The organism is uncultured Luteimonas sp. (genome assembly GCF_947492465.1).
GTDB lineage: Bacteria > Pseudomonadota > Gammaproteobacteria > Xanthomonadales > Xanthomonadaceae > Luteimonas.
The window spans coordinates 1-14,473 of sequence record NZ_CANLNF010000005.1; the positions used below are offsets into that span (position 1 = coordinate 1).

A 14,473-nucleotide genomic window follows, 5' to 3' on the forward strand; every position below is an offset into this window, starting at 1 on the left:
GGCTTCGCGACCAAGGTCGCTCCCACAGCGAAGTCCAGGCGGCGGCGCCGGGGCGCGACTGCCTGCGCGCCGTCAGCTCCCGCGCACGCGTCCCTGGAAGCGCGGGGTGCCGCGGCCCATGGGAAGCTTGAGCTTGCCGATGGTCGCGATGCGCTCCTCGGCCAGGCGGTCGGCGGCCTGGTAGGTGGGGATGCCGTCGCGGTCTGCGATCTCGAAGATGCGGCCGAGGTTGTGGTAGATCGTGCGCATCATGCGCATCGCGCGTTCGCGGTTGTAGCCGTCGATTTCCAGCGAGATGTTCATCACGCCGCCGGCGTTCACCGCGTAGTCCGGCGCGTACAGGATGCCGCGGCGCATGACCTCGTCGCCGATGGCATTGGTCGCCAGCTGGTTGTTGGCCGCGCCGCAGATCACCTTGGCCTTCAGCCGCGGCAGGGTCTTCTCGTTGACGGTGCCGCCCAGCGCGCAGGGCGAATACACGTCCACGTCGACGTCGTAGATCTCGTCCAGGCCCACGGCCTCGGCGCCCAGTTCGCTCACCGCCTGGTCCACGCGCTGCTGGTTGATGTCGGTGACGAAGATCTTGGCGCCGCGCTCGCGCAGCAGCTTGGCGAACTCCATGCCGACGTGGCCCAGGCCCTGCACGGCATAGCTGTACTTGCCCACTTCCTCGTCGCCGAACTTGCGGTTCAGCGTGGCCATCAGGCCCTGCAGCGTGCCGTAGGCGGTGAACGGGGAAGGATCGCCCGAACCACCATGCACCTGGTGCACGCCGGTGACGAACTGCGTCTCGCGGTACACGAACTCCATGTCGCTGACGTCGATGCCCACGTCCTCGGCGGTGATATAGCGGCCGCCCTGCGAGTCGACGAACTGGCCGAACGCCCGGAACAGCGCCTCGGACTTGTCCTTGGCCGGATCGCCGATGATCACCGCCTTGCCGCCGCCCAGGTTCAGCCCGGCCACCGCGTTCTTGTAGGTCATGCCGCGCGACAGGCGCAGCACGTCGTCCAGCGCTTCCTGCTCGTTCTGGTACGGCCACATCCGGGTGCCGCCCAGTGCCGGACCCAGCACGGTGTTGTGGATGGCGATGATCGCCTTCAGGCCGACGTCCGGGTTGTGGCAGAACACGACCTGTTCGTGGCCATAGGTCGCAAGCTGTTCGAAGATCATGGATAACACTCCGTCGCGGGCGCCGCGCGTATGCGTGCGGACCCCTTGATCAGGTTGGAGAAAAGGAGACTTCTAGGTGTGAAAACGGCCCGCGTAGCGGGCCATGCTGGCGTGACAGGCGCGGCATTCTACGCCCCTCTCCCGGGAATTGCCCGCGGGCGCCCGTGGCGTGAAGAACGCCCGTGAAGATCCACGCCCGGGCCGCCGTCGCGGCCCGCGAGGAATGGCGACGGGCCGGGGACTGCGTGCGTGCGGTGGGGTATGGCGACGCTAGTTGCGGCCCGCGACTGTCCCGCGCCGGACAACTCCCGGTCGCGCGCGGAGGCCAGCCGGAACGCGCCCGGGGCGTGGCGCGGATCGCACCCGCCCACTCTCCGCCGCCGTCAGCCCTTAAAGCTGCGATTCCACCGGCAGCCAACCCACCACGCGCGCCATCGCGCGCGGCCACAGGCCCGATTCGGGCTCGTGCTCGAGCACCACGGGCGGTTCCTCGGCGCGGTCGAGCCAGCGCAGCCGCGCCTCCTCGTCCAGGTACACCCAGTAGCTCTTCCCGCCCCCCGACAGCCGCAGGTACTCCTCGCGCAGCGCGACGGCCAGCGCCACGTCGTCGAACAGCACGCCCATCTCCGTGTTCAGGTCGATCGAGCGCGGATCGATGTTGAACGAACCGATGAATCCATAGCGGTCGTCCACCACGAAGGCCTTGGTGTGCAGGCTGGCGCCGCTGCTGCCGAACAGGCTGGAATCGGACCGCGTCACCTGCGGCCGCATCTCGTACAGCTTCACCCCGGTGCGCAGCAGGTCCTTGCGGTAGTTGGCATAGCCGCCGTGCACCGCGACCACGTCGTTGGCCGCCAGCGAATTGGTGATCACGCCCACGTGCGCGTCGCGCTCGCGCACCAGCGCGGCCAGCGCCGCCACGCCCTCGTCACCGGGCACGAAGTAGGGCGAGATCAGCAGCGCCTTGTGCTGCGTCTTCCGCACCACGTCGAACAGCTCGGCCACCAGGTATTCGCCCGGCGGGTTGTCCTTCCACTTCAGCGGCGGGTCGGAGATCACGCGGATGCGGTCGCTCCAGTACGGCGTGAGCTGCTGCGCCAGGTAGGCGCGCACGTTGTTCGACAGGTCCACGCGGTCGAGGTAGCGCCGGGCGACGCGGCCGCCGGCCTCCTCCTTGATGCCGGCCAGCACCGATTCGAGCTTCTGCCGCGGCTTGCGGTTGAGCTGGGCGATCGGCACCACCGCGTCGCTGTTCCAGAAGTTGTCGAAGATGTCGCTGGCCTGGCTGACGGCCGGGCCGAACAGCAGCACGTCCAGGTCGCGGAAGTTGGTCTCGTTGTGCGCATCGAAATACTCGATGCCGATGTTGCGCCCGCCCACGATCGCCACCTGGCCGTCGGCGATCCAGGCCTTGTTGTGCATGCGGTAGGTGATCGAGAACATGCGCTGGATCATCTCGATCACGCGCCCCACGCCGTCGCGGTTGCGGAACGGGTTGTACACGCGGATCTCGATGTTCTCGTGCGCGTCCAGCGCCAGCAGCGCCGCGTCCTTGCCGGAGGTGTTGATGTCGTCCAGCAGCAGGCGCACGCGCACGCCGCGCTCGGCCGCCTTCCAGGCCTCGTACATCAGCAGGTGGCCGGTGAGGTCGTCGTGCCAGATGTAGTACTGCAGGTCCAGGCTGCGCCCGGCCTGCCGCGCCGACATCGCGCGCGAGGCGAAGGCATCCAGGCCGTCGGGCAGCAGGATCGCCCCGGTCTTGCCCGGATGGCGCGCCAGCAGGGGCTCGAGCTCCTGGTCCAGCGGCGTCTGCCCCGGCACCACCGGCAGCGCGAAGCCGGGCAGCCCGGTGGCCGGCGGCATCAGGCGGTCGGCGAGCAGCACGCCGCTGCCCACCAGCAACACCAGTGAGAACAGGCCCCACACCGCGATGCGCCTGGCCCGCGTCAGCATCCGCTCGATCCCCCTGCCGTCAGTGCGGCCATTGTAGGGCGCGGCCCGCCACGGTCGCGTGGCCAGTCTGAACGGAGCGGCCGCGGGCCTGTCCTGCGCCGGCGGGCGATGCCGTCGCCTTGACGTCCGCTGGCGCCGCCTCCAATCTCCGCGGCCCGCATGCAGGGGCGGCCGGCACCATCCGCCGGCGCATGGTGCAGATCCGGCCCGCGCGGCCGATATCGGCCACCGCGGGACACGCGCCAACCGGCGCGGATGGATATCCACCAACAGGGGACAACATGGAACGAATGAATTCGCGCGGCGCGATCGCCGCCATGGTCGTGGGCGCGTGCCTGGCCGGCGGCGTGCAGGCGCAGAACAAGCCTGTGCAGCCGTGGCAGCCGCAACAGGGAGAGCAGGATCCGGCCAAGCGCGTGCCGGACACGGCGGTTCCGCAGCCGACCGGCGATGCCGCGATGCCGCCGCAGGCCTGGCAGGCCGCGCCAGCGCAGGAATCGTCCTACCGCACGCCCGCCTACGAAGAAGGCCGCGGCGGCGCCTTCATCGGCGTGTCGGCCGGCAAGGGCTGGGTGTACGAGGACGTCGACCAGTCCGCGCGCCAGCTCAGCGCCGGCTACCGCTGGCAGGCCGGTCCGGTGGCGCTGCTGGGCGTGGAAGTCGCGGCCGGCAAGCTCTCGGGCGAGACCGACGGCGGTTGGCGCTACGACCCGGTCGATTTCGCCAGCATCGGCTTCAATGGCCGCTTCAACTTCGGCCGCCACAGCCCCGTGTACGCGCTGGTCCGCGCCGGCTACTGGGCCGCGGACGCGAGCGTGAACGACGGCGACCAGCGCGCCGACGTCGATGGCGGCTACGTGGGCCTGGGCCTGGGCGCCGACATCGGACGCCACTTCAGCCTCAGCCTCACCTACACCAGCTACGTCTACTTCAACGAGCTGTACTGGCAGGACGACGAGCTGTACTACGACGCCGACCGCGCCGACACGCTGCTGTTCGGGGGCGAGTTCCGCTTCTGAACAGCCAGCGCCGCGCCGGACCCGCACAGGTCCGGCGGGGGTGCGACACGGCCCGCGGCGGAAATGCCGGTTTCCGCTGCAACCAACTAGAATCACGGGTCACGTGTTTTTCGGTGCCCCACGCATGAACCAGCCGGCCAGTTCCCCCACCGTCGCCACGGCCCAGCCCGCCACCCCGCTGCGCTTCGTCACCGCCGCCAGCCTGTTCGACGGCCACGACGCGGCGATCAACATCATGCGCCGGCTGATCCAGGCCCAGGGTGCGGAAGTCATCCACCTCGGCCACAACCGCAGCGTGGAGGACGTGGTGCGCGCCGCGCTGCAGGAGGATGCCGACGGCATCGCCCTGTCCAGCTACCAGGGCGGCCACGTCGAATACATGAAGTACATGGTCGACATGCTGCGCGAGCGCGGCGCCGGCCACATCCGCGTGGTGGGCGGCGGCGGCGGCACCATCACCCCCGAGGAGATCCGCGAACTGGAGGCCTACGGCGTCGAGCGCATCTACCACCCCAACGACGGCATGAAGCTGGGCCTGGTGGAGATGATCGAGGACGTGGTGCGCCGCGTGAGCGCGGCGCGGGATTCGGGAGTCGGGATTGGGGATTCGGTAAGGGGGCAGGCGCCCTCGATCGACGACGAGATCGGCATCGGCCGCATGCTGAGTGCCATCGAAGACGGCGTCTTCTCCGAAGCCGAACTCGCCCTGCTACGCAAGAGCTGGGGGAACCCGCGCTCTTCCGAATCCCCAATCCCCCACGCTTCTCAACAGCCGAAGGCTGGTCATCCCCAATCCCGTCCGACCACGCCAGTGGTCGGCATCACCGGCACCGGCGGCGCCGGCAAGTCCTCGGTCACCGACGAGCTGCTCAACCGCTTCCTGGCCCACTTCCCGCAGATGCGCATCGCGGTGGTCTCGGTCGATCCCACCCGCCGTCGCACCGGTGGCGCGCTGCTGGGCGACCGCATCCGCATGAATTCGCTGCGCAGCCACCGCGTTTACATGCGCTCGATGGCCACCCGCCGCCAGAACGTGGCCACCAACGCCGTGCTCAAGGACTGCGTGGGCTTCCTGCGCGGCCTGGGCTTCGACCTGGTGATCGTGGAAACCGCCGGCATCGGCCAGAGCGATTCGGAGATCGTGGACCTGGTCGATTTCCCCATGTACGTGATGACCAGCGACTACGGCGCGGCAAGCCAGCTGGAGAAGATCGACATGATCGACTTCGCCGAGCTGATCGTGCTCAACAAGTACGACAAGCGCGGCGCCGAAGACGCCCTGCGCGACGTGCGCAAGCAGTGGAAGCGCAACCGCGTCGCCTTCCAGATGGCCGACGAGGACGTGCCCGTCTATCCGACCATCGCCAGCCAGTTCAACGACCCCGGCATCAGCTGGATGTTCGCCAACCTGTGCCGCCTGCTGCGGGAGAAGGAAAACCGGGGTCAGAGTCGACTTTCCCCGGAACACGACACGTCGGCTGGCAGGGAGCGGAAAGTCGACTCTGACCCCGGTTTTGCTTCCCCCCGCTGCGACTTCAACCCGCAGATCGACACCTCGCTCAAGGAACCCCGCGCCACCGTGCTGATCCCCGGCGCCCGCGTGCGCTACCTCGCGGAGATCGCCGAGCAGGGCAGGGCGATCAACGCCTCCATCGAACGCCAAGCCGAAGCCGCCGACCGCGCCCAGTCGTTCTGGCAGTCGCTGCAGGAACTCGAAGACCCGAAGCTGCCGAAGGCGCTGGATCTGTACCACGCCGACGATCTTCTCCCGCAACCGCCTCTTCCCCCGCAAGGCGGGGGAAGTCCCCGCGAGGCGGGGGATGGGGGCCAGGCTTTCCCCACGGACCGCTCCCTCCTCACCCTCCGCCAGCGCTACAACGACGCCATCCAGGCCCTCACCGCCGAGAACCTGCGCAACCTGCGCACCTGGCCCCAGCGCCTGAAATCCATCACCGACGAAGCCACCGAATACCAGGTCCGCAACAAGGCCATCCGTGTCGAGAACTACCGCCAGTCGCTCAGCCACCAGCCGATCCCCAAGATCGCCGCCCCCACCTACAAGTCCTGGGGGGAGCTGCTCACCTTCCTGGCTAAGGAAAACCTCCCCGGCAGCTACCCCTACACCGGCGGCGTCTACCCCTACCGCCGCACCGGCGAAGACCCGATCCGCATGTTCGCCGGCGAGGGCACGCCCGAGCGCACCAACCGCCGCTTCCACTACCTCAGCGTCGGCCAGCCGGCCGCGCGCCTGTCCACCGCCTTCGACAGCGTCACCCTCTACGGCGAAGACCCGGCCCCGCGCCCCGACATCTACGGCAAGATCGGCAACTCCGGCGTCAACATCCCCACGCTGGATGACATGAAGAAGCTCTATTCGGGCTTCGACCTGTGCGCGCCCACCACCAGCGTGTCGATGACCATCAACGGCCCGGCGCCGATGATCCTGGCCATGTTCATGAACTGCGCCATCGACCAGCAGGTGGAGAAGTACCTCAAGGCCGACGACGCCCGCTTGAACGAGGCGCAGCAAAAGATCGACGCCTTCTTCGAAGGCCGCGAGCGCCCCCGCTACCACGGCGAGCTCCCGCCCACCAACGACGGCCTGGGCCTGGCCTTCCTCGGCATGACCGGCGACCAGCTGGTGGACGCCGAGACCTACGCCCGCATCAAGGCCGAGACCCTGGCCACCGCGCGCGGCACCGTGCAGGCCGACATCCTGAAAGAGGACCAGGCCCAGAACACCTGCATCTTCAGCACCGAGTTCGCCCTGCGCATGATGGGCGACATCCAGCAGTACTTCGTCGACAACGGCGTGCGCAACTTCTATTCGGTGTCGATCTCCGGCTACCACATCGCCGAGGCCGGGGCGAATCCGATCAGCCAGCTCGCCTTCACCCTGAGCAACGGCTTCACCATCGTCGAGTACTACCTCGCGCGCGGCATGCGGATCGACGACTTCGCGCCCAACCTGTCGTTCTTTTTCTCCAACGGCATGGACCCGGAGTACACCGTCATCGGCCGCGTCGCCCGCCGCATCTGGGCGCGCGCCATGCGCGAGCGCTACGGCGCCAACGAACGGTCCCAGATGATGAAATACCACATCCAGACCAGCGGACGATCACTGCACGCGCAGGAGATCCAGTTCAACGACATCCGCACCACCCTGCAGGCGCTGTACGCGCTGTTCGACAACTGCAACAGCCTGCACACCAACGCCTACGACGAGGCCATCACCACGCCCACCGAAGAAAGCGTGCGCCGCGCCGTGGCCATCCAGATGATCATCAACAAGGAGCTGGGCCTCAACTTCATCGAGAACCCCTGGCAGGGCAGCTTCGCGGTGGACTACCTCACCGACCTGGTCGAAGAGGCCGTCTACAAGGAGTTCGAGGCCATCAGCGAGCGCGGCGGCGTGCTGGGCGCCATGGACACCATGTACCAGCGCGGCAAGATCCAGGAAGAGTCGCTGTACTACGAGCACAGGAAGCACGACGGCTCGCTGCCGCTGGTGGGCGTGAACACCTTCCTGCCCAAGGAGCATGCGGGCGAGGTGGCGACGGAGATCGAGCTGATCCGGTCGACGGAGGAAGAGAAGGGGCAGCAGATCGAGAACGTGCGCCTGTGGCAGCAGTCACGCAACGTGCTGGCGCCGGTCGGGGAGACCGAACACAGCCACGCGGTGGAAGACGATGCCGCCGCGGCCACCGAACCGAGCGACGGCCGCGGCCTGGGCTACCTGCAGCAGACCGCGCGCGAACGCCGCAACGTGTTCGAAGCGCTGGTCGAGGCGGTGAAGACACACAGCCTGGGGCAGATCAGCCACGCGCTGTATGACGTGGGTGGGGAGTATCGAAGGAATATGTGAATTTGTGGACCAGCACGTAGGAGTTGCTAGAGCGGAATTCTCTGCTCGCTCTTGTCTTAGCACGGAGACTTCGGGCAGTTCCCGCGCCGCAAGGCCCGATGCGGCGATCGAGCTTCTGCGGGATTCCACACCAGAAATGCAGGTCCAGATACCGCGCGGCGCCTGCCAACATCCATGTCGAACCGGGAAAAGGAATAAGCAGAGCAGGTTCACTCACCGGCGCTGTCACCAGCACCACCTTGCCCGTATGCCGCCCGCTCTCCAGCTACGCGTGCCCCTGGCTGGCTTGGGCCAGCGGGAAGGTCCGGTCCACCACAGCGCGCACCCGGCCCTGTTCGATCCACGGCCAGGTCACGCGCTCCACTTCGGCCGCCAGTCGCGCCTTTCGCGTCGGCGCTGCGCGGCCGCAGGGTGGAGCCGGTCAGCACGGCGCGCTTCTGCATCAGCGCCAGCACCGGGACTTCCAAAGTGCCGCCGCCCTGGGCGGCGATGTCACCTCTACCAGGTGCAGGGCCGAGGCCGGGCCGGCGCCGCCCTCGATGGCGACGGCATGCATCATGGTGTTTCTCCGCATATCGGGATGACCATGATGCCGTGACGGGGTACAGCCGGCTTGGAGCAGGAGTTCACGCTGGGAGCCGCAGTGGACCGACGCGGCCATCGTGATGATCGCGATCGCCAACCCGCGCGCAGCGGTCGCGCGCATCGCGCGCGCTACCTCGGCGTCCACCGCACCGGATGCGGGTAACGGCGGCAGGCGTCCATGGCGGGGAAGGCGTGCGGACACATGAAGCGAAGAGATATCCTGGCGGCCTAACGCTAGAGAAGCAGGGGTCCTCCGGTCTAACCGCCCGCGTGCGCGTCAGCTTCACCGTGCAACTCTGACTAATGCTGATCGCTAGATCCACACACATGCCAACCCAAACGTCTGAAATCATTGTCGGCAACCTGCCAGGCCAACGTCGGATGCTTGACGTCGTCCGTGGTGCATTTCGCTCCGCGCGTGACGTCTCGATCGCCGTGTCGTTCTTCCGCTATAGCGGCCTTGGGTTGGTGGCGGATGACCTTAGAGATTTCGAGCAACGCGGAGGGTCTCTGCGCCTTCTTGTCTCGACCTACATGTGTGTGACGCAGCCTGACGCACTGCGTGCCGTGCTTGGATTTCCGAACGTGACCGCACGTTTGCACCTCGCATGTTCGGAAGGACTGAAGAGCCAAGGCTTCCACGCGAAGATGTACGTCACTCACGAGCCGTCCGAATGCTGGGTGGGCTCGTCGAACTTCACAAAGGGGGGGCTGTCCACCAACATCGAAGCCAATTTACGTCACGTGGGAGCAGTTGAGGTTTCGGCTGCACAGAGACTCTTCGAGCAATTGTGGTCTCGCGACGATGCAGTGCCGCTGACCATGGACCTGATCGAAGCCTACGAAAGAACCATCCCCAAGCAAATCTCACTGGGTCCGCCGATTGGGCGGTCCTTGCTGGACGCGCGAGGCACCTACGTCGCCCATGTCCGACCGAACGCCGCTCAGGCGGAGGCGCTCGATCGCTTGAAGGAGTTGCGAGAGAGCGGTGAACGACGTGCTGCAGTCGTCGCGGCACCAGGCATTGGGAAGACGTTTCTTGCCGCCTTCGACGCAAGGGCGCGCAACGCGAGGTCACTGCTGTTCCTGTCCAATCGGCTGGAACACTTGACTCAGGCGCAGCGCACCTTCCAACAGGTGTTCGGCGACAGCCGCGTCTTCGGGGAGCTCTATGGCGGGCAGGCCGAGATTGAGGCCGATTTTGTGTTCGCGACGGTTAGCTCTGCGAGCAACAGTGCCGCGCTGCTGACGCGTCACTTCGACTACATCGTCGTGGACGAATTCCACCATGCAGCGGCCAACTCCTACCGCGCGCTTATCGATCAGGTGACGTCTGGCTTCCTGCTGGGCTTGACGGCCACGCCGGAGCGGCAAGATGGACACGACGTGCTGGCCCTCTGCGACTACAACGTCGCGTACGAAGTACGGCTTGTCGAAGCAATCAATCGCGGCTGGTTGCTGCCGTTCCACTATTTCGGGATCTCCGACGACAGCGTCGATTACAGCGCCATTCCATGGCGGAGCGGCTTTGATCCAGAGCAGCTAGAAGTCGCGCTGATGGTCGAGGCGCGTGTCGATGCCATGCTCGAAGAGTGCCGGATTCGCGGTTTTGATGGGCCGAAGCGCGTAACGGTGGGGTTCTGCGCAGGCGTCCGGCATGCGCGCTACATGGCGGAGGCGCTCATGAAGCGCGGTCTTGAGGCATGCGCGGTCACCGGTGCTGATAGCGTCGCTGACCGCGAGGCCATCTACGCCCGACTTCAAGACCCATCGGATCCACTGGAATGGCTCTTCGTTGCGGACGTGTTGAATGAAGGTGTGGACCTCCCGGCGATCAACTGTCTCGTATTCTTGCGACCGACCGAGTCGGCCACTATCTTCATCCAGCAACTCGGCCGCGGACTCCGGCTGACCCCACATTCGGAAGTGCTCACGGTGCTCGACTTCGTTGGGCACCACCGCACAGCGTGGCTCGCAGTCGATGCATTGAACGACAGGGCCGCACCTCGAGGGCCGACGACCGTACGCGAGCTCGACATCACGCCACCGGAGGGCTGCGAGATCGTGCTGGATGCGCGCACCGTAGAGATTCTGGAGAAGGTTCGGCGTTTTGCCCCTTCCCGCAAAGACGTGTGTCTGGCCACCTACACGCGCCTGAAGGGCGAGCTGGACATCGCAAGGCCGCAGCTTGTCGATCTCTTGTCTGACTCAGAGATGCCGACGCCCTCCGAGGTCCGCACGGCATTCGGTAGCTGGATCGGATTGCGATTGGCCGCTGGTGATGGCGAGCCGTGGGAGAGACAGATCGCAGCAGGTGGCCCAGCGTTTGATCTGTTGATGGCCGCGGAGAAGGACTGGCAGGCGCAGCGCGTTTACCCGTACGCCGCGCTTTGGGGCATGTGCGCCCGCCCCGAAGATCCGATTGCAGGCTATGAGGCCTTCTACGAGCGGTTTCCTCGCTGGCAAGTCGAGTACAAGCCGTTCGCGGAGTCAAAGGTCGCCGAAACTCTGAAGCGCAAGCTAGGCGATCTCTTTGACGACACAGGGTTGGTGGACACTGTCTTGCGCGATATTCCGAGCGACCGCTTGCTGCCCGAAGTAGAAGGACGCCTCCAATACACGCTAGAGAACGACTTCCGACTTCGCCACGGAGGCATTCTGCGACGCCCTGCAGACCTCGGGTTGCATCGCAGCTACAGCCGACCGGAGATCGTGAACCACTTCGGCAGCCAGTACGATCCAGCGCGTCATAACAAGGGCGTGATTCGCTTCGAGACAGAGGGCAGCCACACGGTCATCATCACCAAGCTCGATACAAGTGGGGCGGTCGAGCGACATCAGTATGTCAATGCGCTTATGGGTGATTCCCAGTTTCTTTGGACGAGCAAGAACCAGCAGGCGCAGGACAACAGCGCAGGTCGGGAGATTATCGAACATCGGCAACGCGGCAATACCTTGCATCTGTTCGTCCAGCGAGGCTCCCACAGCAAGGCCACATATCTGGGCGTCGTGGATGTGGTAGCAGTTGAGGGTGACCGCCCGATGCGAGTGACCTTCGACTTGCGGGAACTTGTACCAGCGGCGGTGCTGGCGCAGTTAGGCGTCGTGGATCCCTCTCCAGAGATTCGCAAGCTCTGAGACCGCGCCAGGCCAGGCTGGTTTTCCACACAGGAGAGCCATGTCATGGAGCAGCCATCCAGCATCTTCGAATACTTCTATCGCGACGCCGGCAACTTCACGACGGCAGGTCGGCTTCGCTTAGCGGGCACCGATGACGCGGCGGAGGCCGAAATTAGACGGTCTCTGGAATGGGGTAACCAGTTCGTTGCTGAGCAGGTGGGTGTCCCATCGCTGTGCGGAGAACACTGGGAGTCTGTCGGGGAGGGACCGTCGGATCTCGATCACGCCTACCACGAGTTCGCCGGGCTGCGGCTTACCAAGGCAGAGGACTCGACGCTCCCTGTGTGGGGTTTACTTGAGGTGATGGTGAACCGCATGCGGTCGGCCGCGGGCAGGTGGGACGTCACCTTGTCTCCGAATTGCGATCTTTAACGAGGGCCGGTCGGGGCAGGCTGCTTCCTACCCATCGTTCAGAAGAATCCGACACCCCATCCCTGCATTTCAGTGCACCCCGTCGCCGAAATCCCGCTTGACCCTCTGTGACACGGACCGGCGGGACAGGGATGCACGGGCGGGCGCCTGCGTGCAGCGGGTCGGTGGGCGGGTGGGTGTTGGCGCTGTGGCTGGACCAGCGGTAGTGGGCAGGATCCTCGACCCTGCGCGCTCGCAACGGGTTGAGGTCGATGTATCGCTGGCAGCGGAGGAAATAGTCGTCGTCCATGACCGGGCACGATTTGTAGCGTCCTTCCCAGAGCGTCCCCGTCCGTCGATAGCGTTTGTTGATGTAGCGCACATAGCCGCGCCTTAGCGATTGCATCAGGCAGGCGACCTGTCCCGAGGCCATCGGCGTGATCAGCAGATGCACGTGGTTGGTCATCAGCACGTAGGCATGCACGCTGCAGTACTCCCGGCGGCGATGTCGCAGGTCCTGGAGGTAGCGGACGCAGTCGACGTCTGCGAAGAAGCAGGGCTGGCGGTCGTTGCCGCGCTGGACGATGTGTTGCGGGATTCCGGGCAGGTCGATGCGGGGCTGGCGGGGCATGATCGCGTCCTTGCGATGAGCGAGAGCGAAGTCTGCCGCTTGTGCCTATCGCCCGATGTCGGGGGAACCCCTCGGGACAGCGTCGGAAAAGTCCACTCTGACCCGGGTTTTAGCGTGGCCAGGAGGTGGACGTGGTTGTCCACCAGTACGCAGGCGTGCAGCCGCACGTCCGTCGCGATCAATCCCTCCCGCACCTGATCCCGTTCGGGCAGGAGGGCGGGACCAGTCTGACGCGGTTTTCAGGTTTTCCCTACGCGCGTTTGCATCGTTTCCCGACACCCATCTCCTCCGCCCCTTGCCACTTTGCACGGGCCCGGCGCACGCCGGGCACCCACTCACATGGAACGCGAAGGAACCGCCGTGACCCAGAACCTGCTCTCGCTCACCCTGTCCGACGAGGACGTGGCCGCCGTCAACGCCGCACTGTCCGACCTGGAATCCCGCTTGTCCGGCCTGCTGGCGCTGGACAACGCCACCCGCCGCCAGATCACCAAGATGGGGGACAAGTCCGAGGCCTTCGTGCGCCAGACCCTGACGGTGCTGGAGCAGAACCCCGACATCGTGCCGCCGGCGCTGGGCCTGCCCGAGGCCCAGGCCGACCTGGTGGCGATGGACCGCCTGCGCCCGGTGCTCAGCCGCCTGCAGCGCCTGACCGAGCGCGTGGCCGACTCGGAAATGGCGCTGGGCAGCGACCTGATGAACACCGCGCTCGAAGGCTACGGCCTGCTGAAGGTCTCCGGCCGCAACCGCGGCCTGGAAGGTGCCGCCGAAGCCCTGGGCGCCCGTTTCGCGCGCCGCGGCGCCCGTCCGGTTGCCGTGCCGGCAGGGTGACGACTTGCGCGCTGGGGTGGGCTAGGGCCCTCCCTTGCACGCAGCTCCTCCAAGGACCCGTTCGCGGGGCCTTTTTGTTGGCCAGTCGCCCGGAACAGTCCGCGCGCCGCCCGAATCTTCCCGTCGCCCGGCCAAATTTGCCGGCCGGCCACCGAGATCGCTCGGCTGCCCGAGCCGACAAGCCCGCCGGCCGGGCAATTCGGCCCGTTGCTCGCTCGAAAAGTCCCGCCCGCCGGGCAAATTGGCCCGGCGACGGACCTCTGAAGCCGGCGCGCCGGGCGATTCGGGCGGCGGGCGGGCTTATTTGCCCGGCGGATGGACAAATTTTGTCCATCCGCCGCGGGTACCGTCCATGAGGCGACCGACCGGGCCGCGTTTGCGGCGGCGCTCACATGGGTCCAGCCCCGCCGCACGAGGACGTATTGATGGGCGACATCTGCACCGGACAGGCCTTGAGGCAGGTCGAGCCTGTCTGGGTGTTCTTTTCGATGCACGCCACGCGGTCCGGTCCTTCGGGATGGTCGGCTTTGCACTTGTCTGAGCCGGCCTTCGTCTGATCAGAACAGACCTTGGAGCAGTCGGACCAGCTCGAGTCGTAGGTGCATTCCCAGAACTCGGGGGCGGCGAAGAAGTCCCCAATCGGCGAACGTCCGAACACATGGGCGGCCCCCATCTTCGCCCTCAGGTCGCGGTTCTGCTCCTGTGCCGCGTCAGTTGCTTTCTCCAGCGCCGCGATCCGTTTCTCCATGCCATCGTCGCCAACGGGAGGCGGCGTGTTGTCGCAGCCCACAAGCGTCAGTGCGAGGAGGGAAGCCCACACGAAGGGGGTTCCAATGCGCATGTTCCTGCTCCATCGCTGTTGACCCCTGCAATGACGACAACGAT

At 66.2% G+C, this 14,473-nt stretch carries 9 protein-coding genes and 1 pseudogene; 5 read left to right on the forward strand and 5 right to left on the reverse strand.

The genetic code is table 11. The features are described from left to right. Positions 1 to 72: 72 nt before the first annotated feature. Both Q0863_RS12205 and Q0863_RS12210 read right to left on the reverse strand, forming a co-directional pair. On the reverse strand, positions 73 to 1,173 hold the full coding sequence (locus tag Q0863_RS12205; RefSeq protein ID WP_298578263.1) for a Glu/Leu/Phe/Val dehydrogenase dimerization domain-containing protein: 1,101 nt from the start codon (positions 1,171 to 1,173) through the stop codon (positions 73 to 75). A gap of 390 nt (positions 1,174 to 1,563) precedes the next feature. Then, complete coding sequence (locus tag Q0863_RS12210; RefSeq protein WP_298578266.1) at positions 1,564 to 3,126, reverse strand: phospholipase D family protein; 1,563 nt, start codon at positions 3,124 to 3,126, stop codon at positions 1,564 to 1,566. A 281-nt stretch (positions 3,127 to 3,407) separates the two neighbouring features. On the opposite strand from Q0863_RS12210, the gene Q0863_RS12215 reads away from it, so the two are divergent. Both Q0863_RS12215 and Q0863_RS12220 read left to right on the forward strand, forming a co-directional pair. Then, positions 3,408 to 4,145: an outer membrane beta-barrel protein gene (locus Q0863_RS12215; protein ID WP_298578268.1), complete on the forward strand. Its 738-nt coding sequence runs from the start codon at positions 3,408 to 3,410 to the stop codon at positions 4,143 to 4,145. Between the two features lie 124 nt (positions 4,146 to 4,269). Further along, entirely contained in the window at positions 4,270 to 8,010 is a 3,741-nt protein-coding gene (locus Q0863_RS12220) for a methylmalonyl-CoA mutase family protein (protein WP_298578270.1), read from the forward strand. Between the two features lie 265 nt (positions 8,011 to 8,275). On the opposite strand, the pseudogene Q0863_RS12225 reads toward Q0863_RS12220, so the two are convergent. Next, a pseudogene (locus Q0863_RS12225) lies at positions 8,276 to 8,501 on the reverse strand (NAD(P)H-quinone oxidoreductase); the annotation flags it as partial. A gap of 421 nt (positions 8,502 to 8,922) precedes the next feature. Here Q0863_RS12225 and Q0863_RS12230 point away from each other — a divergent pair. Further along, on the forward strand, positions 8,923 to 11,733 hold the full coding sequence (locus tag Q0863_RS12230) for a DUF3427 domain-containing protein (protein WP_298578272.1): 2,811 nt from the start codon (positions 8,923 to 8,925) through the stop codon (positions 11,731 to 11,733). Positions 11,734 to 11,778: 45 nt separating this feature from the next. Further along, on the forward strand, positions 11,779 to 12,147 hold the full coding sequence (locus Q0863_RS12235) for a hypothetical protein (protein WP_298578274.1): 369 nt from the start codon (positions 11,779 to 11,781) through the stop codon (positions 12,145 to 12,147). On the opposite strand, the gene Q0863_RS12240 is transcribed toward Q0863_RS12235, so the two are convergent. Next, a complete protein-coding gene (locus Q0863_RS12240; protein ID WP_298578276.1) occupies positions 12,119 to 12,757 on the reverse strand; it encodes a transposase in 639 nt (212 codons plus the stop codon). The genes Q0863_RS12235 and Q0863_RS12240 overlap by 29 nt on opposite strands. 360 nt (positions 12,758 to 13,117) lie before the next feature. Between Q0863_RS12240 and Q0863_RS12245 the strand changes: the two genes are divergently transcribed. After that, on the forward strand, positions 13,118 to 13,588 hold the full coding sequence (locus Q0863_RS12245) for a hypothetical protein (RefSeq protein ID WP_298578278.1): 471 nt from the start codon (positions 13,118 to 13,120) through the stop codon (positions 13,586 to 13,588). A 388-nt stretch (positions 13,589 to 13,976) separates the two neighbouring features. On the opposite strand, the gene Q0863_RS12250 is transcribed toward Q0863_RS12245, so the two are convergent. Further along, a complete protein-coding gene (locus tag Q0863_RS12250) occupies positions 13,977 to 14,429 on the reverse strand; it encodes a hypothetical protein (protein WP_298578280.1) in 453 nt (150 codons plus the stop codon). Between the last annotated feature and the right edge of the window lie 44 nt (positions 14,430 to 14,473).

Bases quoted from the DNA above. Each gene is read 5' to 3' on its own strand.
- Q0863_RS12250 (WP_298578280.1), bottom strand. From the start codon at position 14,429: ATGCGCATTGGAACCCCCTTCGTGTGGGCTTCCCTCCTCGCACTGACG.
- Q0863_RS12235 (WP_298578274.1), top strand. From the start codon at position 11,779: ATGGAGCAGCCATCCAGCATCTTCGAATACTTCTATCGCGACGCCGGC.
- Q0863_RS12215 (WP_298578268.1), top strand. From the start codon at position 3,408: ATGGAACGAATGAATTCGCGCGGCGCGATCGCCGCCATGGTCGTGGGC.
- Q0863_RS12210 (WP_298578266.1), bottom strand. From the start codon at position 3,126: ATGCTGACGCGGGCCAGGCGCATCGCGGTGTGGGGCCTGTTCTCACTG.
- Q0863_RS12220 (WP_298578270.1), top strand. From the start codon at position 4,270: ATGAACCAGCCGGCCAGTTCCCCCACCGTCGCCACGGCCCAGCCCGCC.
- Q0863_RS12240 (WP_298578276.1), bottom strand. From the start codon at position 12,757: ATGCCCCGCCAGCCCCGCATCGACCTGCCCGGAATCCCGCAACACATC.
- Q0863_RS12205 (WP_298578263.1), bottom strand. From the start codon at position 1,173: ATGATCTTCGAACAGCTTGCGACCTATGGCCACGAACAGGTCGTGTTC.
- Q0863_RS12230 (WP_298578272.1), top strand. From the start codon at position 8,923: ATGCCAACCCAAACGTCTGAAATCATTGTCGGCAACCTGCCAGGCCAA.